Consider the following 23,605-nt stretch of genomic DNA (forward strand, 5'->3'; position numbering starts at 1 on the left):
CGTGGCAATCGTAGAGACGAGATACATCGCGTCTCTCATTATTTATTTGTATTCAACCAAAAAATAAACAACCATGACAAATCAAGGTGTAATTGGAATTGCCATCATTGGAACAGGATTTGGACAAAAAGTCCACATTCCCGGATTTCAAGCGCACCACCGCACAAAAGTTGTCGCTGTTTATCACCGGGATATTAACAAAGCCAAACAAATCGCCACTGCGAATCAGATTCCCCACAGTTGCGATAATCTAGATGATATTTTAAACTTACCTGAAGTCCAAGCAGTTAGCATTTCTACACCGCCATTTCTCCACTATGAAATTGCAAAACAAGTATTAGCAGCAGGGAAACATTTACTTTTAGAAAAACCTGTCACCTTAAACGTCAAAGAAGCTAAAGAACTTTACCAATTAGCCCAACAAAAAGGTGTAATTGCCACCGTCGATTTTGAATTTCGATATGTACCTGGATGGCAATTATTCTCACAGCTATTATCCCAGGAATATGTCGGCAAAAAACGCCTAATTAAAATTGATTGGTTAGGTGCTTCCCGTGCTGATGCTACTCGTCCTTGGAATTGGTATTCACAGCAATCACAGGGTGGAGGTGTCTTAGGTTCCTTAGGTTCCCATGCATTCGATTACATCAATTGGTTATTTGGTGCAGTTAATAAACTTAGCGCTCATTTTACTACGGCAATTCCCCAAAGACCAGATCCACAAACTGGAGAATTAAAAGTAGTAGATAGTGATGACACCTGCATGTTAATGTTGGAATTAGCCGATGGAACACCCTGCCAAGTTTCAATAAGTGCGGTAGTTCATGCACCACGTCCCCACTCCTTGGAAGTATATGGAGATGCAGGAACTTTAATTTTAGAAAGTGAAAACCAAAAAGATTATATTCACGGTTTCCGAGTTAAAGGAAGCAAAATTGGGCAACCTGTAGCTGAAATTGAAATTCCCCAGCATTTATTATTTCCCAAAAATTACAGCGATGGCAGAATTTCTGCATTCCTGAGAGTTGTAGATCAATGGATACAAGGAATAGATCAAGGTGAAGCGGTAATCCCATCATTAAAAGAAGGTGTTTATTCTCAGCTTTTAATGGATTTAGCTACTGAATCCCACCATAATTTTCGATGGGTTGATGTACCAAACTTAGAAGATTTTATTTTAATCCCCTAATAACTATAACCATAACATTGAGAGATAAAAAATCTCGCGTTGCTAAACTACCCCATGAATTGAAAATCTAGAAACGCAATACATTGCTATTGAAGAGCTAAATATTTAGGCGTTACACAATGCCGTTAATTCATCCCGCATTTATGCAACGCCTAAATTACTAAGGGATTATCGCGTAACGAACCGTAGTTAGTCAAAACTAGGTTCATCGCAATAATTAATTAAAGATACTTTTCTAGGGTATTAGCCAATGTAGTTTTGGGAACTGCACCAACTACCATATCAACCTTTTGCCCGTCTTTAAAAATCATCAAAGTGGGGATACTACGAATACCATACTGGCTAGCAACATTTGGGTTTTCATCTGTATTGATTTTAACTACTTTAATTTGCCCTTCATATTGAGATGCAATTTCATCTACGACAGGAGCTACCATGCGACATGGACCACACCAGGGTGCCCAAAAATCAACTAATACAGGTACTTCACTATCAATGACTTGTTCTTTAAAGCTGGAGTCCGTTACTTGTTCGGCTGCTGACATGGTATGAAACCTTTGGCTATGATGTTTTTGATTTTTGTGAAAATTCTACCACAGTAAAAACCATTGCTTTTGAATCGCGTACATACATTTATATTAAGCTTTAGAATGAATTCAGATTTAACATAAATTATAGTTGATACAAAAACTAATTATTTATTAGTAATTCTTAATAATGACTGTACCAAAATAGATTGTAAACCTCATTCATCATGAAAAGTAGAGTTTTATCATTGCTTAGACGCGTTCGCTCTTAGCGTTCCCGCTAGGATAGTGGCTTGTCGTTCCCCAAAGGGGTTGCCGTTCGCGTAGCGTCTCGAAGAGAAGGCTAGGCTAGCATAAGCCCTTAGGGCTCGCTAGGCCTACTTATGATCTTGAGTTACAAAATACGTTTCTCAAAATAAACAAGCCTTAATTCAAATATACAAGCATTTATCTACATTAATCCGATTCTTTTTCTTATAGGATCTATTTGGGATCTATTTCCTGACCAAACAGCCTATTATCAAACCTGGGAGTAACCCGGTAAATGTCCCCGTCCAGGCTTTAGCTGAAACAGCAAGAAGCCTCACGTTTCACCCGAATACTGTTGGCGAATTAAAAGGGGGTCTAACACATCGGTTCTAACCTGTATTAATTTCCTAGGTTTTTGTCCTTGGAAACTTAGATAGCGGGAACATTTGGGGTGTCTTTGCCTAGTACAGCATGGCGTAAATAAACCAACCATTTAAAATAAGCGAAAAGCCTGTTTTATCGGCTTTATTCCTTAGGTTCCTCTCCGCAGTCACTACAACGGGTGGTAGACGCGAAGAGGCACGCGCTGCTCTGTGCCTACTTACAGAAGCCGCACTTACACAAGTCACTCCGTGCCTACCGCGTCTACTTACTTCTGGCTTCATGTACTAGTGACTGCATAAGGAACCGCCCGAACAGTAGTCCGGGCGGAGTGTGGTGTGAGGAGTGAACGGAAACATACGTCTCCGCCATCTTCATTGTAGGCGAGATATAGGATTTTTCCAGCCATTCATTGATGAGTCTGGAAAAACTTCTCCTCAGAATCATCGTCAAACCGCTGCAACCTACTTGCCCATACCCAATTGTTGAGCCTTTTGGTAAACTTTACCTTCAGTGAGTAGAGAAGGAGCAATTACCACTTCAACTTGTTGCATTTCCTTGATATTTTTTGCTCCTAGGGTACCCATACTGGTTTTTAAGGAACCTAAAAGGTTATGTGTGCCATCATCCAAACCTGCTGGACCTCTGAGAATTTGTTCTACAGTACCTGTAGTACCCACATTAATGCGGGTACCACGAGGCAGAACAGGGCTAGGTGTTGCCATTCCCCAATGGAAACCGCGTCCAGGGGCTTCTGCTGCCCTAGCAAAGGGTGAACCAATCATCACACCATCGGCTCCACAAGCAATACATTTACAAATGTCACCACCTGTGATTAAGCCACCATCGGCAACAATTGGCACATATTTACCAGTTTCCCGGAAAAAGTCGTCACGGGCAGCGCTACAATCAGCGATCGCAGTCGCCTGCGGAACCCCTACACCCAACACACCTCGTGACGTACAAGCCGCACCAGGACCGATTCCCACCATTACTGCTGCTGCACCTGCCTTCATCAAGTTGAGGGTGACATCATAGGTGACACAGTTCCCCAAAATGACAGGCATGGGCATTTCTTCACAGAACTTAGCTAAATCTAGGGGGACAATAGACTCAGGTGATAGGTGTGCGGTTGATACCACCGTTGCTTGGATAAAAATCATATCAGCCCCAGCTTTGGCTATGACCCCACCAAACTTACTAGCAGCTGCTGGAGTTGCGCTAACTGCGGCAATTCCCCCTTGCTGCTTAATTTCTTGAATTCGCAGTTCTATTAGTTCTGGTTTTATGGGTTCAGCATATAATTCCTGCATCAAAGAAACAAATTCAGTTTTGCCAACAGCAGCGATGCGGTCTAAAATTGGCTCTGGGTTATCGTAACGGGTTTGGATTCCTTCAAGGTTCAAAACACCTAATGCGCCCAATTCCGATAGTCGCACTGCCATGCGAACATCGACAACACCATCCATGGCACTGGCAATAATAGGGATTTCCCGCTCAATATTGCCAATGCTCCATTTTGTATCCGCTAAACTTGGATCGAGTGTGCGATTACCGGGGACTAGAGCTATTTCGTCAATACCGTATGCTCTACGAGCCGTTTTTCCCCGCCCTATTTGAATATCCACGCTAGTAATGTTCCCAAATCTGTTTAAGCTAGGTTATCAAATTGTGGGTGTCTGTGGAGCGGTTTTTTTCTGGGGATGAAAATATTTAGGGTTTGGGTTAAATAAAATACAAGCGATATCCACGATGGTAAACTACGGACTTGACCGAAGAGGTGGAGGGGCAAAGGCAGGGCTTGCTCCCCCCGCTCCCTGCCCGTGGAGACGTGGAGCGGAGCGGAACATGGGTATCAAGCCCCGTCCTTCCAGGACGCTCTAGACTGATCGGAGTCTGAGCTTCCGTCCAATCCTCCCCTCTGCTAGAAAGCTCTCCTGCCTCCGGCAGTGACAACTAAGACAGTTGCTAAGGGAGAAACACACTAATTATTTGGTTGCCTAGCTCCATAAAAGCTAATATTGTTAACATAACTTCAGATTTCCCCCTCGACTTAAGCGCAGGGGTACAGGGGGAAAAGGTGCAGGGAGAAATAGAGAACTGAAATATTTTCTCCTCTAAAGCTCTTAAATAACTGACGGCAGTCTTCCTTCCCCCCTCTCCCTGCCCCGTGCCCCTTTTCTTCTTCTATGACTCCCTTGATTCAATCTGAAACCCTAGAACTACTAGAATGGTCGCGTCTTTGCCAACATTTGGCTAATTTTGCGGCGACAAAGCTAGGTGCGATCGCATCACGCAATTTACAGATTCCCACCTCCCAAGCCCAAAGTGAGAATTTGTTAGCGCAAACTCAAGAAATATATAAATTGGAAAGCCGTATTTCCCCTGGATTATCTTTTGAAGGAATTCAGGATATTGGGGATGCCATAGAAAGGGCGGCTTTACAAGGTATTTTGGCAGGTGAGGAACTCTTAGCTATTGCCACAACTTTGGCAGGTACACGGAACCTCAGACGTATTATCGACAACCAGGAAGATTTACCAATTTTATTGGACTTAGTTGCCGATTTACGGACGTACCCAGAAATCGAACAGGAAATCCACCGCTGTGTAGATGAGCGGGGACAAATCGCTGACAGAGCTAGCCAAAAACTGGGTGATATTCGGGCAGAACTACGTAAAAGCCGCAGCCAAATCATCCAAAAATTACAAAATATTCTCCAAGTTAAATCCAACGCTGTCCAAGAAAACGTCATTACTCAACGGGGAGATAGATACGTCATACCTGTCAAAGCATCTCACAAAGATGTCATTCACGGGATTGTCCATGACACCTCGACCAGTGGAGTCACCCTGTATATTGAGCCGAATTCAGTAGTACCCATGGGAAACCAACTCCGGCAACTGATTCGCAAAGAAGAAATCGAAGAAGAAGTAATTCGTCGTCAACTTACAGCACAAGTCGCCGACATCAAAGATGACTTAGAAAGACTACTAGCAATTGTCACCACGTTAGATTTAGCCACAGCCAAATCGAGGTATAGTTTTTGGCTCAAAGCAAATCCCCCCAGATTCGTTGACAGGGAAGCCAATGAAACTATTACCCTGAGAAAACTAAGGCATCCACTCCTCGAATGGCAACACCAACACGAACAGGGGCACGAAGTCATCCCCGTAGATTTGGTGATTCAGCCAGAAACTCGTGTAGTTACCATTACAGGACCAAACACTGGGGGCAAAACAGTAACATTAAAAACCCTAGCCCTAGCAGCCTTAATGGCAAAAGTGGGTTTATTTGTCCCAGCTAGGGAACCTGTAGAATTACCTTGGTTTGAACAAGTTTTAGCAGATATTGGTGACGAACAATCGTTACAGCAGAGTTTATCCACCTTTTCTGGACATATTCGCCGAATTAGTCGAATCTTGAACGCCATTACTGGTGATACTGTTACTCCATCCCTAGTTCTGCTCGATGAAGTCGGAGCCGGAACAGATCCAGTAGAAGGAAGCGCCTTAGCGATCGCATTATTGCACCACCTGGCTAACCACGTCCTTTTAACCATGGCAAGTACCCACTTCGGTGAACTCAAAGCCCTCAAATACCAAGATGAACGGTTTGAAAACGCCTCAGTAGAATTTGACGATGCCACCCTATCCCCCACCTACAAACTACTATGGGGAATTCCTGGGCGTTCCAACGCACTAGCGATCGCGCAACGGCTGGGATTGAGCGTGGATGTCATTGAAGCCGCCAAACAGCAAATGGGAGGCGCTAACGACGAAGTAAACGAAGTCATCGCCGGCTTAGAAGCCCAACGTCGTCGCCAAGAAACCAAAGCCAGCGAAGCCCAAAACCTCCTCCACCAAGCCGAAAAACTCTACAAAGAAGTCTCCGCCAAAGCCACAAACTTAGAAGAGCGAGAACAAGCCTTAAAAGCCTCCCAAGAAGTAGCAGTCCAAAACGCCATCGCCCAAGCAAAAGGGGAAATCGCCAAAGTTATCAAAGGCTTACAGAAAGGAAAACCCACCGCCCAGGAGGCACAACAAGCCACCAACACCCTCAACCAAATCTCCACCCAATTTATCCCCAAAGCCGCCCCCAAAGCCCCGATAGGGTTCATTCCCAAAACAGGCGATCGCATTCGCATCACCAAAATTGGTCAAACCGCCGAAGTTATTACCCCACCCAACAGTGACGGGGAACTCAACGTTCGTTTCGGCATCATGAAAATGACCGTTAAACTAGAAGACATCGAATCCTTAGACGGCAAAAAACCCGAACCCATCGCCAAACCCCAGAACCGCACCCCACCCCCACCAGTTACCCCACCACCCCCCGCCATTCGCACATCTCAAAACACCATAGATTTACGAGGCAAGAGAGTAGCCGACTCCGAAATCATCCTCGATCAAGCAATCTCCACCGCCGCAGGACAAATCTGGATCATCCACGGACATGGAACCGGGAAACTCCGCGAAGGCGTTCATGCCTACCTCAAACAACATCCCAGAATCAGCCACACCGAACCCGCAGCCCAGGCAGACGGAGGAACAGGAGTCACTATTGCCCATATTAAATAAGGGCAGGGAGCAGGGAGCAGGGAGCAGGGAGCAGGGAGCAGGGAGCAGGGAGCAGGGGGCAGGGAGCAGGGAGCAGGGAGCAGGGGGCAGGGAGCAGGGAGCAGGGAGCAGGGGGCAGGGAGCAGGGAGCAGGGAGCAGGGGGCAGGGAGCAGGGAGCAGGGAGCAGGGGGCAGGGGGAGAAAAATCTCCTCTCTTCTTTCTTCTCCTCTCTGCGTTCCTCCGCGCTTACCTCTGCGCCCCTTTGCGTTAAAAATTAATTCCTCTCCCCTACTCCCTGCCCCTTTTGCTCTTCTCTAAGCCGCCGCAGCTTCCTCATAAACAACAAAAGTCTTCTTCGTCGCCCCACAAATCGGACAACGCCAATCCTCCGGAATATCCGCAAACGCAGTTCCAGCAGCAATACCCGAATCAACATCACCCACCACCGGATCATAAATCATCGAACATTGCCGACAAATCCACTTCTGAGTCGCCGGATTTCCCGTTTGCATCTTCACAACAGGAGCAGTTCCATCCAAAGCCTTCAAAGCCTCACCATACTGCTGTGCGTGATGATTCTCAATATGTGTCAGCAAACCAAAATTGTGAGCAGCCTTGCGGAAAATTTGGGCATGTTCCCGTGATTCCTTCTCCTGCACCTCAAATTCCGCCACCGCACCATCATCCCTATCCCCTCTAGCTTGTTCCGCAAAACCGGGGTACATTACTTGGTATTCGTAGGTTTCCCCCTCAATTGCCAACTCTAAACAGCGAGACGCGATCGCTTTCTTCTCAGAATCTGTTAATTTCGTAGCATCTCCCACCACCAACTCCGGATGCATCAACCGAAAGTGAGCAAATGCATGTTCTGTTTCCTGATTTGCTGTTTCCCGGAATAACTTTGCCAAATCCGCCATTCCCAACTGTTTCACAACTTCCGAGAAAAATAAATACTTCCGATTCGCCATCGATTCACCACCGAAAGCATCTTCCAGATTCTTTGCAGTATTTGAGTTTTCCAAGTTCATAGTGTTTCCTCTCTAAGTTCTAATCAAATCATACTCGATATGACTTCGACTTAGCAAGTTTCTTGTCAAAAGAAGCATTGAGCAGAAGCAGGTAGAAATGAAAGCTGGGAGTTTGAGCGATGTGATTGAACGTATGGCACGAGAAAAGCTACCCAAAAATGGGTAGCAATGGGTAGCAATGGGTAACTTCGTCTAGAAAATACCGAAAAGTTATTTAGGAACGAGAATTTAATAACATACAATTTTGCTCGAATATGAAATGGTGCGTAACGTTCCGCTTAGGGACTTCCAATTTTAAAAATCCTCATGTGGTGCGGGCTTCTAGCCTGTTCCACCAATGCATCTATTGGGGAATTATTTTGTTGGAAGTCCCTTACACACCCTAGTTTTGCACTTTATTTAATCCACGTTCCTTATTTTTCACTCCGCTTCTTTACCAGTAGATGGTGCAGGTGCAGATTCCCGACTGCGACGCAACACACTCCGCAAACGACTACCACTATCTGAAGATTGATTTGATCTGTTAAACTCCCGTTTCTTTCTTCTAGTGGGTGCTTGTTGAGTTCGTTGGTAGTTTTCAGATGTCACCTGTACCCTTCTACGAGGTGTAACTTCAGAAGCATTATTTTCCGAACTTCTGCGACGCAAACGGCTACCAACAGAACTGTCTTCAGAACTTCTTTCCCTGCGTGTTGACTGTTGTGTTTCGTTATCATTCCTAGATACACTGGTTTCTGTACGTCTTCGTAAACGCTGATTTAATCTAGTGCTTCTTGATTCTTCGTTACCAGATGCAGTTTGACTAGATGATTCGGTATTTCTGCGTCTGCGTCTTGGTGTCTCTTGAGAATTACTAGAAGCAGCTGCTACTTGCCTTTGTCTTTCTCGTTCTTCTCGCTGCTGTTGCCTTTCCCGCACTTGACGGTTCCGACGAGAACCTTGAATTGAGTATTCGGTGGCAATATTAACCCCTTGTCTTCCAGCCTGAGAAGGCTTCAATTTCCAATTCTGTGCTTGTCGTAGATGTTCTTCATCCAACTCTCGATCTCCGCTGGAGCTAGCGAGACGAATATTAGTGATATTACCGTCTTTATCTGTATCAACAGCTACTTGTATCCTACCTTCAGCTTTGCGTCTTCTCGCACCTTCTGAGTATTTAACTTTACAGTCACTACATGCAGCTCTACCATCCGCAGAGCCACCTGAACCGCCATTATTTTCAGGCTTTTGTGTTGGTATCTTTGGTTCTGTTGGTGCAACGGCTATTTCCCGTTTACGACGTTCAGTTTTTCCTGTACCAGTTCCATTCCCTGAACCAAAGCCAACTCCGTTTCCGTTGCCTGTACCAGTTCCATTCCCTGAACCAAAACCAACTCCGTTTCCGTTGCCTGTACCAGTTCCATTCCCTGAACCAAAACCAGTTCCGTTTCCATTACCTGTACCAGTTCCATTTCCGTTACCAATCCCCGAACCAGTAGAGGAATTCCCGGTACCTCCAGATTCAGTAACAGTAGAACTATTCCCAGAAGTTGCTTGAATCACTCTAGAATCACGAAATTGTGAAAGTAGACCTCTCAAATTGTTGCTACTTTCTTGGTTATCAGTGGCAGGATTTACGGGGGTATTATTTACTACCTGTTTGGGTTCTTTAGAAGTTACAGGATCGTCTTTTTGAGGCTGAATTGATCTACTAGACTGACGTTGAGGATTTTCTGCTGGCTTTTGGGCTGGAGTAAATTTTTCGGGTGTAACAGGCTTTTCAATATTCTGGGGAATTGGTGCAGATAATTTGGGTGGAGTCTGAACAGCAATTTTCTGCTGTGATTGAACTTGGGAAGATATTTGTGTTGATGAACCACCTTCACTTCCTCCAGATGAACCACCTTCATTTCCACCTCCACCTGATGTTAAGACTTTGCTAGCGCCCAGCTTATTATCTTCTGGGATTGATGTTTCCTTGATTTCTGGTTCGACAAACGTTAATTCAACGGGTTTTTCATCTTCTATTTGAGGGTTTCTTACCCAAAAACTACCAACACCAACTGCCAGTACGACGATATGCAGCACCAGTGAACTGACTGTGCTACCAACCAAAAAAGTTTTCAGCGCTTTAACTTCTTTCTCTCGCTGCCCTATCGCAATACTGGAGAAACTCATAGAATTAATGCCATTTATTTTCACTTATTGCTTTTTTAGAATAAGACTTTCGCGTGTAAAAGTAAACTAGTCGAAAAATTTTATTTTCTCCCGGCAAGAAGACACTTCAACTAAGACACCTTGTCATACTTAGCTTTTGGTCACTTTTTTGGATGAACATCAGGGTGCTGAAATATAAAAATTCGTGTAATTGAGTCTAAATATGATTGACATGGAACTGAGTTTATTTTAATCTTTGTTGAAAACTAGTTTCATTATTCTGGGTTTTCCAATTATTCGGTTCAGCGGCAAATTCTTAGTGCTTGGGGGCAAAATATGGCTATAAGTAAGCTGTTTGCAGATGGCGGCGTGGTAATGTACCCCTTACTGGCTTTTAGTGTGGTTGCGATCGCATTAATCATTGAGCGGGTTAGTTTCTGGTATCGTATCAATACTCGCCAAAGTAAAGTTGCGCGGGAAGTATTGAATCTCTATCGTCTGGAGAATGTTGTTGGTGCGTTGGATAAACTGCAAAAAAATGTGGATTTGCCAATTGCACGGGTTTTCCTTTCGGCGTTAGAATTGGAAGAAGCGACTCCAGAGGAGTTTCGTCTAGCATTGGAAAGTGAGGCTCAAGCCGAAATTCCCATCCTCAAACGGTTCAATAATATATTTGAGACGATTATTTCTTTGGCACCGTTACTTGGTTTGTTAGGAACTGTCTTGGGTTTAATTGCCTCGTTTGAATCAATTGATTTGAGTAATGGTGCAGGTGCAGGTGCTGCGCGTGTTACTGGTGGTATCAGTGAAGCACTGGTTTCTACCGCATCAGGCTTGGTTGTGGCGATTTTTGTATTGATGTTTGCTAATACTTTTAGAGGATTTTACCAACGTCAGATCGCTTTTCTCCAAGAATATGGTGGACAGCTAGAATTACTATATCGTCGTCGTTACGAGCGTGGAGGAGAAAAATCTTATGCGGCTACCAGATGAACCAGATATTCCAGCGCAAATAAATATCGTACCGATGATTGATGTGATATTTGCGATTTTAACGTTTTTTATCATGTCAACTTTGTTTTTGACTCGGCAAGAGGGTTTACCTGTAAACTTGCCGAAAGCATCAACTTCTCAGCAATCCCAGGTTGCTACAAAAATCACTGTGACAGTAGATGCAGAGGGACAGGTTAGCTTGAATAAAAATCCGACTACGGTAGATGTGATAGCAGAACAGGTGCGGAGACTAATGGGTACGAATTCAGAAGCAGTGGTAATAATTAATGCTGATGAAGCCGTTGGACATGGTAAGGTTGTGGCGGTAATGGATCAAGTACGCCAAGTTGAAGGAGCTAAGTTAGCGATCGCTACTCAGAAATAATAGGCATTGGTAGAGATATGTCAAAGCAGCTTTGTGATTAGCTTCTAAGCTGCATTCTTCAATAATAAACTTAACTAGGAGTTGCTGAAAATCAGCCATGTGAATCTCATTACTGATATATTAATCAAAAATGTCGCCAAAGCTTTTAATTGTGTATTAGCACTAACATGCCAACCAGTAAAAAGCAAATATATCAACAAAGCTAATGAATAGAGGTGTAATAAAAACGGGATACTAAATAAGCCAATTATTGATGCACGAAAAGCAAAGTCAATAATTTTGTCAGGTTTTGAGATGTAGTTAAATTCCGATTCCTCTGAGGATATTGGCATTTCTTGGGAAATATCTTCATCTAATTCAACACTGGTTGCAGTTAAAATATCAACGGCATTTTCAACGTCACATTCCCTAACTTTCAGCTTAATCCAACCCACCATAATGGTATAATACCAAGCCACATCTGCTATATCAGCATTGATTACAAATGCTGGAATTCCTACCCCTTCTAATAACTGTTTTGAAAGTGCCGCTTCTACAGAGTTTGGAAAAGTTGCGATTGTGATTAATTTCTGATTCATGGAAATTTAGGAACTTAGAACTCAGTATATCTACAACTGTGTGTGATAAATTTCCTAGCACAACTGGTATTTATGACAAATTACAAGAATTTATCAACAAAATTATAAAATAATTAATAATCAGAAACATCATCAAATACTTACCCAACACTGTACACTCAAAATGAGTGCTCGATGCAGTGCAAAGGATATAAAAACCGTGAAAGTCAAAGCAGCTATCGCCTACCAAGCAGGTAAACCACTAACCATTGAAACTGTTGATTTAGCACCACCAAGAAGTCGGGAAGTGCTGGTAGAAATCAAAGCTAGCGGAGTTTGTCACACCGATGCTTATACCCTTTCTGGCAAAGATCCTGAAGGCTTGTTTCCAGCTATATTAGGACATGAAGGTGCTGGTGTTGTGGTGGAAGTGGGGAAAGATGTACGCTCTTTACGAGTAGGCGATCGCGTAATCCCACTATACACCCCTGAATGTCGTGAATGTGCATATTGCTTAAGCTTCAAAACTAATCTCTGCCAAGCAATTCGCGTTACCCAGGGTAGGGGTGTAATGCCTGATGGTACAAGTCGCTTTTCCCTAAATGGTGAGATGATTCACCACTACATGGGGACTTCAACCTTTGCCAACTACACCATATTACCAGAAATTGCCTTAGCCAAAATCCGTGATGATGCACCCTTTGAAAAGGTTTGTTATATCGGTTGCGGAGTGACAACAGGTATCGGTGCAGTCATTAATACTGCGAAAGTTGAACCCGGTGCTAACGTCGTTGTTTTCGGTTTGGGTGGAATCGGTTTAAATGTCATCCAAGCAGCCAAAATGGTAGGGGCAAATATGATTATTGGAGTGGATATTAACCCTGGGAAAAAAGTCTTGGCAGAAAAATTTGGTATGACACATTTTGTCAATCCCCAAGAAGTAGAAGGTGATTTGGTACCCTATTTAGTTGATTTGACTAAAGGTGGTGCCGATTACTCCTTTGAATGTATTGGGAATGTGAAATTGATGCGTCAAGCATTAGAATGTTGCCACAAAGGTTGGGGTCAAAGTATTATTATTGGGGTTGCAGCGGCAGGCGAAGAAATTAGCACTCGTCCATTTCAATTAGTTACAGGTAGAGTTTGGAAAGGATCTGCATTTGGTGGTGCTAGGGGACGTACTGATGTTCCGAAAATTGTCGATTGGTATATGGAGGGAAAAATCAATATTGATGATTTGATTACCCATGTAATGCCGATTGAAAAAATCAATGATGCTTTTGATTTAATGCATCGAGGTGAATCAATTCGGAGCGTTGTGACATTTTAAACCAAAGTAGAAATTTTATCCTCCGATTAAATTTTAAATTCTGCTTAATAATCACTATCAGACACACAGATTCCTTGACATTTAATCCCGTTTGTAGCTGTGCGCTGACAATGGGGACAGAGAATTTTTTCTTTTTCTGTCTCTAGGGTGATTTTTTTAGTGATGCTTGCTGGTAGTTTATCTTTGTTGCTTTGTAGATTCATAATTACAGAGTGAAAGTAACTTTTTGATAGTTTATTATAGAAATCCTACTTGAATCTTGCTGGGAAAGATTGGGATGTCTTTTCCACAATAAAAAAATGGATAATTATCTAATTGGAAGTCCCTAAATCCTTAGAGGACGCAATGGATCACGTCTCTACATTCATTTTTGTCACGCTATAATAAATATGATTACATATTCGCTTATTAACGTATCACCAAGACCCCAGATTATTTAGATAATTTAAATCATTCTTTAGTAACTTAATTTAATAGCTTTATTTGGGTGTTTAGAGGATTAACATACTTGCAAACTTGCTTGTCATTATAACAGCCAGAGAAGCATTTTAAACTATTTACACAGTTAGTTAAGCTTAACCGTTAAGAATTCCGACAATTTAGCTGATACCTATTCACTGTTTCCTGTTTACTGATTATATGGCTGCACAAATGGAAATTCACCTCATTGGTAAAAAAATAAAGCTTCCCTCCCTTTGGATGTTAGGCTTGTTAGCAGGCGGTTTGTTTGCGGCGGGTGCGATCGCAACTTACAGTTTTAGAGATCAAGGAATGCGTCAGGAAGAAATCGAACAACTGACAATTCCTGTTGATGCTAAAAATATTACTTTACGAATTACCGCTAGCGGCAAAGTTACACCAATTCAAAGTGTAAATATCAGCCCAAAAAACTCTGGTATAGTTACGCAATTATACGTAGAGCAGGGTGATAAGGTACAAAAGGGACAAATTATTGCCAGGATGAATAGTGATGATATTCAAGCCCGGATTCAGCAAGCAAAAGCCAATGTTGCCCAATCGCAAGCATTATTAAATCAAGCCCGTGCGGGAAATCGTCCCCAGGAAATTGCCCAAGTGCGATCGCGTTTAGCCCAAACTGAGGCACAATTGGCAGCAGCGCGTGCGGGAAATCGTCCCCAAGAAATTGCTCAAGCCCAAGCACAGGTTGATGCTGCACAGGCAAGGGCAATTTATACTAGTGAACAGGTAAAACGCTACCGCTACTTAGTTGAGCAAGGTGCGGAAAGGAAACAACTATTAGATCAAGCATTGAGCGAAGATAACGCTGCAAAAGCGAGTTTGCAGGAGGCTCAAAAAAGATTATCGCTACAAAAAAGCGGCACTCGTTCTGAGGAAATTGCTCAACTTCAGGCTGCTGTTGCTGAAGCAAGGGCATCTCTACAGCTATCGGAAAGTGGTTCCCGTCCCGAAGAAATTGCCCAACGTCTGGCTGCTTTGGCTGCTTCCCAAGCTCAACTTAGATCAGAATTAGTGACTTTAGAAGACTCAATTATTCGCGCTCCTTTTGCGGGTATTATTACTCAGAAATATGCAAATATCGGTGCCTTTGTTACGCCGACAACTTCCGCAAGTACTTCTGCCTCCGCAACATCAAGCTCACTTGTGGCATTGGTACGTGGTTTGGAAATATTGGCAAGTGTTCCGGAAGCTGATATCGGCAAAATTAAGGAAGGGCAGCAAGTTGAAATCCTCAGTGATGCTTATCCGGAAGAGGTTTTTAAAGGGCAGGTACGATTAATCGCCCCGGAAGCAGTGAAGGAAGAGGGGGTGACATTATTTCAGATACGTGTACAAATAACTACAGGTGAAGATAAATTGCGTTCAGGTTTGAACGTTGATTTGACATTTTTAGGTGATGATGTGGCAAATGCCTTATTAGTCCCCACAGTAGCAATTGTCACTGAGAAAGGGAATACTGGCGTGTTGATTCCCAATGCCCAGAATAAGCCACAATTTCGAGCTATTACCATTGGTTCGCAAATCAAAGATCAGACGCAGGTTGTAGGGGGAATTCAAAAAGGCGATCGCATTTTCTTGAATCCACCTCCTGAATATCAAATGCAGAAAGAAAAAGAAAAACAAGATCAATAAGGCAGTAGAGACGCGATATATCGCGTCTCTGTGGCACCTAAATTAAACTATCAAATTAAACTATGAACATTATTGAAAGTATGACAATGGCAGGGAAAACCCTGCTTTCCAATAGATTACGTAGTGCCTTAACAATGCTGGGAATTGTGATTGGAAATGCCTCAGTAATTGCCATGATTGGTGTTGGTGAAGCTGGACAAAAATATGTTGCCAAGCAATTAGAATCCTTGGGACCAAACGTTTTATTTGTATTACCAGGGAACCAAGAAACCCAACAAATTTCCTTTGAAGTTCCCAAAAATTTAGTCCTCGCAGATGCAGATGCGATCGCATCTCAAGTTCCTACTATAGCAGGAGTGGCACCAGAGTTAAACCGTCGGCAAAGAGTTGCTTTTAAAAATCGTAATTCTGATGAAAACATCATTGGTACAACGCCAAGTTTCTTAATTGTACGTGATTTTGACACAGCAAAAGGACGCTTTTTCAGCGATGTTGATATGAAGCGTAGTAATCAAGTTGTGGTTTTAGGAAGTAAATTTGCCACCAAGTTTTTTGGTACAAATAATCCCATTGGACAACAAATACGCATTAAAGATTCAAGATTTGAAGTTATTGGTGTGTTGAGAGAAAAAGGTTCAAGTTTTGGTGCTGATTATGACAAGGTATTAGTCATCCCAATTACAACCTCTGCCAACCGTTTAATTGGGCGCAATTCACCCTATGGATTAGGTGTAGATTACATTGTAGCTTCGGCGCGTGATGCTAAAAGTGTAGACGGTGCGGTATTCCAAATCACTAATTTACTGCGTCTGCGTCATAAAATCAACGGAGAAGATGACTTTAGTATTCAAACACAAAAAGATGCATTAAAAACCGTTGGACAAATCACCTCTGCATTAACAATAATGTTAGCTGCAATTGCCGCAATTTCTTTGTTTGTTGGTGGGATTGGAATTATGAATATTATGCTGGTTTCTGTCACCGAACGCACCCATGAAATTGGTTTAAGGAAAGCCATTGGTGCAACCCAACAAGATATACTCCTACAATTTACCATTGAGGCTGTGATTGTGTCTGCTGCGGGTGGTTTAATTGGCGCTATCGTAGGTGTTTCCGGGGTTTTATTGGTGGCTGCATTGACACCTCTAGAAGCCGCTATTTCCCCGATTGCGATCGCATCTGCTGTAGGAATCTCTGGTGCCATAGGTTTGTTTTTTGGTGTTGTTCCTGCCCGTCGTGCCGCAAAACTTGACCCAATTGTGGCATTAAGAAGTGCTTAACACAATATGTCTTGCTTTTCTTATCTTTAATAATATCTAAAAATAATATCTAAAAATCAAGATTATGAATCAAGAACAAGCAATTAACTTAAATTCTTCTGCTACAGTTTTTAACTCCGCTACAAAGGAAGATGTAGAAGCTTCTCAAGTCCTAAACCCTAGCCATTTAAAACCAATCATTCGCTTAGAAAATATCTTTAAAATCTACGGAATTGGAGAAACAGAAGTTCGCGCTCTTAACGATGTCAACTTAATCATTGAAGAAGGCGAATATTGTGCAATTATGGGACCATCAGGTTCGGGAAAATCCACAGCCATGAATATTATTGGTTGTTTAGATCAACCAACTTCAGGACATTATTATTTAGATAGTCTTGATGTTGCTCAAATGGAAGATAAGCAACTTGCTCATATTCGGAATAAAAAGCTGGGATTTGTCTTCCAACAATTTCATTTATTGCAGCAATTAACAGCTTTAGAAAATGTCATGTTACCGATGGTTTATGCAAGTATTCCTAATAATGAACGTAAAGAAAGAGCAACCGAAGCATTAATAAAAGTTGGTTTAGAAAAACGGATGCACAATAAACCCAGTCAACTATCAGGAGGGCAACAACAACGAGTTGCGATCGCACGTTCAATTGTGAACCGTCCCGTGGTACTCTTAGCCGATGAACCTACAGGTGCGTTAGATTCCCGTACAACCCAAGAAGTCTTGGATATTTTTACCGAACTCAATAGTAGTGGTATCACTGTAGTCATGGTGACGCATGAACCTGAAGTAGCACGTCAAACCAGACGTATTGTTTGGTTCCGAGACGGGGAAGTTATCCATTCAAACCTCACACCAGCAGATTTAAATCAAGTTGCCATGTCATAAATAAAGCTGACTTTTTCCGAAAATCTCCATTTGTCTCTGTATTTATACTTGGGCGAGTCATTTTGATAGTTCGTTTTTATCAACTATTTACTGGAGATTTTATGAGTTTAAGAACAAAAGCAACAGCAGGATTATTGGCTTTGGGAACGTTGATGACTGGAATCCTACCAGCAATCGCTCGTCCAGCGACTGTGACGACTACAAGCAATCTGCGAACGGATGCGTCTTTGAGGGCACCTGTAGAGCAAATTTTGCCACCCAGTAGTAATATCGAAGTTCTGAATATTCGGGTGGGAAACGATGGCAATTACTGGTATTATGTACAACCCAAGGTGAAAGGAATACTCAGTGGTTGGATACGTAGTGATTTAGTCAGCTTTAATCCCAGCAACAAGCGTTATGCTACCTTAGCGGGTAGTCGTGGCAGTAAAATTAATGTACGTGCGGCTGCCACCTTAAACAGTAAAGCTATACACTATGGACTTGTGGGTGATTTGGTAACTGTTGAAGATTCCTACAAAGCACCTGGACAGTTTCGCTGGTATCGTGTCAGATTTCCCAGTAATGCTAGTGGTTGGGTGCGAGGAGATTTGCTATCGATATGGCAACAAGGATGCATTATTACCTGTCCAGAGCATTAAAAAACAAGTAATAAGTAATGAGTCGTTAGGCAGAGGACTTAAATCCACAAAGAAGGTGGGATAATTATCTAATTTTCTACTGTGGAATAGGCATCCCTGCCTGTGTTTTTAAGATACCTCCAATAGTGGTTTGTCAATCTGTAGTTTGATGAAACTAATTCCAGTCACCAAACCAAAAGCCATTAAACCCAGAATATAACTAAAAAATTGATATTTACCTATTAATATATCACGCATTTGCCAGTGGACTAAAATCGCTAATCCTCCACCCAAAATATTGATAAATATCCATAAAAATGAATAATTTATGTGATTTTTTAATAGTAAAAATTGGCTAATTCCAACGACAATACCAGGAACAATCATAATTTTTTCACCATAATTATAATTTCCGATGGCGATTCCTAAAGCTCCTTCTATGGCAAATCCTAATGTAGTAAGTAATATCCAGTATTTAATTTTATAACCACATTGCCAAAATACCCATGACTGCATAATTCCAGTTACTAAGCCAGTAGTTAAACCAAAAACTACTCCCCCTAGAATAATCCCTGTAGAGACATTTCTAATTGCAGCACCAAGAAGGAAACTCACGCACCAACCAGCAATTAAACCAATGACACCACCCAGGGTTACACCTGTGATAGTTGCTAATATCCAGTTGATTAAAAACAGCAATTTAACTAACTTGGAATTTTGGCTTTTTGGCGGCTGAGATATTATTGTTTCAGCGTGAGGACTACTTATTTGTGATTTGGCAAAACTATCTAAACTATCAAGTACCACTTGGCAATTTTGCGGACGTTGAATGGGTGCATGTGCCATCATTGAATCTAGAAGGATTGGCAATTGTGATACTTTATTCATATTTGGGACAAAGCTTTGCCATTTTAATTTAGTTTCGTCTGATTGATACGCATCTGGATCTTTTGTGGCTTCTTTCCCAGTTAAGAGATAAGCAAAAGTCATTCCTAATGCGAATAAGTCGGATTGGGGAATAGGTGAGTTATTAAATTGTTCTGGAGGTATGTAGGGTGAGTATGCAATTCCATCTGAACTTTTAGTTCTATTTACAGCAATAATATCTACTAATGCTAAATTTCCATCATCTTTGAGTAAAATATTCTGTGGATTAATTCGTAAATGTAAAATACTTTGCTGATGTAATAGTTGGAGAATATTTACAGATTCCTTTAACCATTTTAAAACTAAATATTCATCAACTGGATGATAATCCTGTTTGTACATATATTCATCTAAGGTAATTCCTGAGATTTTATCTATAATCAAACAGTGAAGAGGGGAAGTACTATTTCTAGGTAAATAGGTAAAATAACTATCTGTCGTGATTTGGGTAATACCTGGATGATCTATTATTTGCAAAGCTGTAACTATTTTTTGTAATAGTTCAATTTCGCCTGAATCCGTGATTGAGAAAACCTGAAGAATTTTGTGAGGTTTGCTTTGAGAATCTGCTATTTCCTGCGCTTCGTAAGTCCGACTATAGCCATCTTGTGATATTTGATTCAATACTCGATATTTTCCAGCAATGAGCAATTCTGAACCACAATTCGAGCAAAAAGTATTATTATCAGAATTCTGTGGTTTGTGACATTTATTATTAATACAAAGGTTCATTTGAATTGGATAAAATGAATTGAATATAAAAAGAGAGATGTTAATTTCAAAATATTTCCATTATTTCAGATTTTGTTTACGTAATTTCCATATTTTAAGTTACGATTATTTTAATTTTTGCTGGTTGAGTATCTGATATGGCAAATGACATGAAACGCGACTTTGCTAACCGCGAAGAATTAATATCATACCTTCGTGAACAATTTCCCCAAGCTGCTGAACGAGATGATCATATCAGTGAAATAGTTGGGGGACGTAAAGCAGCGGAAAAAACTTTGCAAAAAGTTGACCCCTCAAAGTATGGTAAAACTCGTAATTTCTTTAGTGGTGCGGTGACACGACTTTCACCTTATCTGCGCTATGGGATTTTCAGTTTGCGGGAAGTTCGTGATTTTTCTTTAGCTAAAGTCAACAACCGTGATGATGTCACTAAGCTGATTAATGAATTTGGTTGGCGTGACTATTGGCAAAGGCTATATTTCAAGTTAGGCGATCGCATATGGGAAAATCAAGAGGATTTTAAAACTGGATACAGCATTGGTGAGTATGTAGCAGAATTACCTGAAGATATCAAAGAAGGTACTACAGGTATGGTTTGTATGGATAGCTTTAGTGGTGATTTACGTACAACTGGCTACCTACACAACCATGCACGCATGTGGATGGCTGCTTATATTGTCCATTGGCGGCGGATTCGCTGGCAAACGGGAGCAAAATGGTTTCTCGAACACCTTTTAGATGGTGATCCGGCAAGTAATAATATGTCATGGCAGTGGGTAGCCAGTACCTTTAGCCACAAACCGTATTTTTTTAATCGAGAAAATTTGGAAAAATACACGGAAGGTATTTATTGTCAAGTATGTCCTTTGCGGGGGAAATGCGTCTTGGAGGGAAGTTATGAAGAAATTCAAGCCAAGCTATTTCCTAAAGGAGAATTTAGTAAATCTGGTGGCAAATCACGCTAAGGCTTTTAACCCACAAATTTGATTTTTTTTAACTTGTGTCTACACCGTAGCTTGCGGGTGGGGGAAATTTTGTTCCCTCCCCGCAAGCCTACCTCTGGACTATACGCTTAGGCAATGACAATTCGGCATTTCTGTTTGTGGAGGTATCTTACTGGGCATCAGGACGCAATCTCTCTCTCCAGGAGGAACCTGAAGATTGTGAAGAACCAGAACTATTGGATTTGCCACTACCATTATTTGTGGAAGAACCAGAAGAACGACGGGAACGAGATTCGGAGGAGGAATTAGAGTCTACACGACGACGAGAACGAGATTCTGAGGAAGAACTATTAGAATTGGATTCTTCGCTACGGGAACGGCGACTTCTGCGTCTTGGTGTTTCTTGGGTTTCTTCGCTGTTGCGTCTGCGTCTTCTAGATGAACGTTGTTCTGTGTTGCTATCAGAACTCGTTTCCTGGCGGTTTCTTCTGCGTCTTGGTGTTTCCTCACCATTGCCGTTATCTTTATTGTCTCTATCGGGAATTGCCCTGTTGACAACTCGCCTTCCTCTAACGGGTTCGGCTTTGATGCTGGCTTTTCTCCCTTCTAGTTTAGGTCGTTCGGGGAATTTTTCCACAGGCATACCCTTGACAGCTTTTGCCATGAATTGATTCCAGGTGTATGCAGCAGATGCGCTACTGCCGTAGGTGGGATTATTGTTATCGTTTCCTAACCAAACCCCGGTGACGAGTTGGGGAATGTAGCCAATAAACCACAAATCACGAGCTTCATCAGTTGTACCAGTCTTTCCAGCCACAGCGCGATCGCTTAATTGCGCGGGACTCCCTGTACCGTTCTGAACGACGTTCCTTAGCATCCAAGTCATGATTTTGGCGCTATCTTCATCTAGGGCGCGTTCGGGGGTAAAGTTGGCTTTCCAAACTTCTTCCCCTTGACGATTGACGACACGGGTAATTCCATGAACTTCGTTATGGATGCCTTGGGTGGCAAAGCTACCGTAGGCGCTAGTTATTTCTAAAAGGTTGACTTCTGAAGAACCTAGTGCTAGGGAATAGGTTGGTTTTAATTCTGATTTTATCCCCATTTTTTTAGCTAGCTGAATAATTGGATCAAATCCAACTTTCAACAAAATTCTGACGGCAACAATATTAATGGATTTGGTGATTGCAGTTCGTAAATCCATACTCCCCCGATAGCCTTCATCGAAGTTTTTCGGTTCGTAACCATCAACTATCAGGGGGGAATCTAAAAATTCTTGGTAGGGACTCATCCCGGTGGCGATAGCTGTAGCATAGACAAATCCTTTGAAGGTGGAACCGGGTTGTCGTTTTGCTTGGGTGGCGCGGTTAAATTGGTTTTTACCAAAGTCTTTACCACCCACCATGACTTTAATTTCGCCGCTACGGGGATCTACGGCAACTAAAGCGGCTTGTTTAAAGTTTTCCCAGCGTCCTTGATTTCGTAAGGTTTTGGCAACGGCATTTTCTGCTAGTTCTTGCCAAGCTGGGTTGATGGTTGTTTCTACTGTTAATCCCCCAGCTTCAATTACTTCTTGGGACACGTAGTTGGGTAGTTCTTTTTGGATAAAACTAGTGAAATAGGGTGCCACAACTTGCATCCGCTTCGGTTGACTTGCTGTGACGGTGAGGGGTTCGCTGATGGCTTCTTGCTTTTGTTCTGGGGTAATTACTCCATCTTCTAACATCCGCTGTAGCACTAAGTTACGGCGTTGTTTGGCGGCTTCTGGGTTCCTGTCGGGGGCGTAAACGCTGGGGGCTGGGGCTAATCCGGCGATGGTTGCCATCTGTGCCAAGGTTAATTCTTTGGCGGGTTTGCTGAAGTATGTTTCGGCAGCATCGGCAACTCCGTAGGCACCAGAACCTAAGTACACTAAATTTAAGTACCGTTCGAGAATCTTATCTTTGCTGAGTTCTCGCTCCATTTTCTGAGCAAGTCTGACTTCCCGCACCTTCCTTAGAAGTGTCTTTTCTTGCTTCAAAAATAGAATCCGCGCCAACTGCTGGGTAATGGTACTACCCCCCTCGACGAGGTTTTGCGATCGCAAGTTGTTGACAACTGCCCTAACGATTCCCTGTCCATCCACTCCATCATGCTTCAAAAATCTCCGATCCTCGGAAGCAATAAAGGCTTGTTTCAGCTTTTCGGGAATTTCATCGACACTCAGTTGCTCTCTGGTGGCTGGACCAGATTGCTGTAAAATTGTCCCATCTGCGGCTTTGATTGTCAGGGTTTGTTCCCGTGCGACACTATTTAATTGGCTGGAACTGGGTAAAGTTTTATCGATAGAGCTAATTGTGGATGTGACACCAACAAATCCACCAGTTAAAATTGCACCTGCCCAAAACCAATAGCGACGATACAAAGGTTTGGGACTACCAGGAAGTTTACTCAGGATTGCTGAAGGTACCTTCCCCACTCGATTGAGTAATTGTTTGGCTTTCCCTTGGGGAGGTTTTTCATCTTCTAATTCATCGGGTGATGCCTCACCTTCGGGAGTTTCTGCTGATGTTTTAGCATCCGTCAATTTTGTTGATTTATCCTTGAACCAGGAGGTAAATTTTATCACTTAAACCCCTCGCGCTCCTGCTGTTGTGAATTAACGTTTGTCAAAAGGCTTTGTAATCGCCACAATGGGACTATGACAGTGATATATCTCATAAATAATTAGACAAATTTACTGTTAAATCCTGGTTTTGACAAGAATTTTACAAATCTTTTGAGTAAATATAAATA

17 protein-coding genes and 1 pseudogene are annotated in these 23,605 nt (G+C 42.3%); 10 read left to right on the forward strand and 8 right to left on the reverse strand.

Translation table 11 applies throughout. From position 1 onward, the window contains the following. Positions 1-73: 73 nt before the first annotated feature. On the forward strand, positions 74-1,189 hold the full coding sequence (locus CAL6303_RS25675) for a Gfo/Idh/MocA family protein (RefSeq protein ID WP_015200756.1): 1,116 nt from the start codon (positions 74-76) through the stop codon (positions 1,187-1,189). Between the two features lie 221 nt (positions 1,190-1,410). On the opposite strand, the pseudogene trxA reads toward CAL6303_RS25675, so the two are convergent. Together trxA and CAL6303_RS25685 are read right to left on the reverse strand one after the other, a co-directional pair. Continuing rightward, positions 1,411-1,752: pseudogene (trxA, locus tag CAL6303_RS25680) on the reverse strand (thioredoxin); the annotation flags it as partial. A 1,058-nt stretch (positions 1,753-2,810) separates the two neighbouring features. After that, positions 2,811-3,974, reverse strand: coding sequence for a GuaB3 family IMP dehydrogenase-related protein (locus CAL6303_RS25685; RefSeq protein WP_015200758.1), 1,164 nt, complete (start codon positions 3,972-3,974; stop codon positions 2,811-2,813). A 570-nt stretch (positions 3,975-4,544) separates the two neighbouring features. On the opposite strand from CAL6303_RS25685, the gene CAL6303_RS25690 reads away from it, so the two are divergent. Beyond that, the gene (locus CAL6303_RS25690; RefSeq protein WP_041740929.1) at positions 4,545-6,926 is read left to right on the forward strand and encodes an endonuclease MutS2; all 2,382 of its coding nucleotides are present in this window, start codon (positions 4,545-4,547) and stop codon (positions 6,924-6,926) included. 294 nt (positions 6,927-7,220) lie between these two features. On the opposite strand, the gene CAL6303_RS25700 is transcribed toward CAL6303_RS25690, so the two are convergent. Further along, the gene (locus CAL6303_RS25700; protein WP_015200760.1) at positions 7,221-7,934 is read right to left on the reverse strand and encodes a rubrerythrin family protein; all 714 of its coding nucleotides are present in this window, start codon (positions 7,932-7,934) and stop codon (positions 7,221-7,223) included. A gap of 420 nt (positions 7,935-8,354) precedes the next feature. Then, positions 8,355-10,091 (reverse strand): TonB family protein, encoded by a 1,737-nt coding sequence (locus tag CAL6303_RS25705; RefSeq protein ID WP_015200761.1) that lies wholly within the window; start codon positions 10,089-10,091, stop codon positions 8,355-8,357. 315 nt (positions 10,092-10,406) lie between these two features. On the opposite strand from CAL6303_RS25705, the gene CAL6303_RS25710 reads away from it, so the two are divergent. After that, positions 10,407-11,063 carry a MotA/TolQ/ExbB proton channel family protein gene (locus CAL6303_RS25710; protein WP_015200762.1) on the forward strand — a complete coding sequence of 219 codons (657 nt, stop codon included), beginning with the start codon at positions 10,407-10,409 and terminating at the stop codon, positions 11,061-11,063. Beyond that, positions 11,047-11,448 (forward strand): ExbD/TolR family protein, encoded by a 402-nt coding sequence (locus CAL6303_RS25715; protein ID WP_015200763.1) that lies wholly within the window; start codon positions 11,047-11,049, stop codon positions 11,446-11,448. The genes CAL6303_RS25710 and CAL6303_RS25715 overlap by 17 nt, the downstream gene beginning before the upstream one ends. 74 nt (positions 11,449-11,522) lie before the next feature. Here the strand turns inward: CAL6303_RS25715 and CAL6303_RS28700 are convergent, their stop codons facing one another. Beyond that, a complete protein-coding gene (locus tag CAL6303_RS28700) occupies positions 11,523-12,026 on the reverse strand; it encodes a hypothetical protein (protein ID WP_015200765.1) in 504 nt (167 codons plus the stop codon). 199 nt (positions 12,027-12,225) lie between these two features. On the opposite strand from CAL6303_RS28700, the gene CAL6303_RS25725 reads away from it, so the two are divergent. Next, positions 12,226-13,335: an S-(hydroxymethyl)glutathione dehydrogenase/class III alcohol dehydrogenase gene (locus CAL6303_RS25725; RefSeq protein WP_041740932.1), complete on the forward strand. Its 1,110-nt coding sequence runs from the start codon at positions 12,226-12,228 to the stop codon at positions 13,333-13,335. A 44-nt stretch (positions 13,336-13,379) separates the two neighbouring features. Here CAL6303_RS25725 and CAL6303_RS30930 read toward each other — a convergent pair whose 3' ends face one another. Continuing rightward, positions 13,380-13,538: a hypothetical protein gene (locus CAL6303_RS30930; RefSeq protein ID WP_015200767.1), complete on the reverse strand. Its 159-nt coding sequence runs from the start codon at positions 13,536-13,538 to the stop codon at positions 13,380-13,382. A gap of 436 nt (positions 13,539-13,974) precedes the next feature. Between CAL6303_RS30930 and CAL6303_RS25730 the strand changes: the two genes are divergently transcribed. The 4 genes from CAL6303_RS25730 (at position 13,975) to CAL6303_RS29545 (ending at position 18,248) form a co-directional block, all read left to right on the forward strand. Then, the gene (locus CAL6303_RS25730; RefSeq protein ID WP_015200768.1) at positions 13,975-15,447 is read left to right on the forward strand and encodes an efflux RND transporter periplasmic adaptor subunit; all 1,473 of its coding nucleotides are present in this window, start codon (positions 13,975-13,977) and stop codon (positions 15,445-15,447) included. A 62-nt stretch (positions 15,448-15,509) separates the two neighbouring features. After that, positions 15,510-16,727 (forward strand): ABC transporter permease, encoded by a 1,218-nt coding sequence (locus CAL6303_RS25735; protein WP_015200769.1) that lies wholly within the window; start codon positions 15,510-15,512, stop codon positions 16,725-16,727. A 64-nt stretch (positions 16,728-16,791) separates the two neighbouring features. Next, positions 16,792-17,607 carry an ABC transporter ATP-binding protein gene (locus CAL6303_RS25740; RefSeq protein WP_015200770.1) on the forward strand — a complete coding sequence of 272 codons (816 nt, stop codon included), beginning with the start codon at positions 16,792-16,794 and terminating at the stop codon, positions 17,605-17,607. A gap of 101 nt (positions 17,608-17,708) precedes the next feature. Further along, positions 17,709-18,248, forward strand: a complete 540-nt coding sequence (locus tag CAL6303_RS29545) for an SH3 domain-containing protein (protein ID WP_015200771.1) — start codon at positions 17,709-17,711, stop codon at positions 18,246-18,248. 108 nt (positions 18,249-18,356) lie between these two features. Here CAL6303_RS29545 and CAL6303_RS28710 read toward each other — a convergent pair whose 3' ends face one another. Further along, entirely contained in the window at positions 18,357-19,886 is a 1,530-nt protein-coding gene (locus CAL6303_RS28710) for a serine/threonine protein kinase (protein ID WP_015200772.1), read from the reverse strand. Between the two features lie 137 nt (positions 19,887-20,023). Between CAL6303_RS28710 and CAL6303_RS25755 the strand changes: the two genes are divergently transcribed. After that, the gene (locus CAL6303_RS25755; RefSeq protein ID WP_015200773.1) at positions 20,024-20,851 is read left to right on the forward strand and encodes an FAD-binding domain-containing protein; all 828 of its coding nucleotides are present in this window, start codon (positions 20,024-20,026) and stop codon (positions 20,849-20,851) included. Between the two features lie 148 nt (positions 20,852-20,999). On the opposite strand, the gene CAL6303_RS25760 is transcribed toward CAL6303_RS25755, so the two are convergent. Beyond that, complete coding sequence (locus CAL6303_RS25760) at positions 21,000-23,438, reverse strand: transglycosylase domain-containing protein (protein WP_015200774.1); 2,439 nt, start codon at positions 23,436-23,438, stop codon at positions 21,000-21,002. Positions 23,439-23,605 lie beyond the last annotated feature (167 nt).

This window comes from Calothrix sp. PCC 6303, from assembly GCF_000317435.1.
Lineage (GTDB): Bacteria > Cyanobacteriota > Cyanobacteriia > Cyanobacteriales > Nostocaceae > PCC-6303.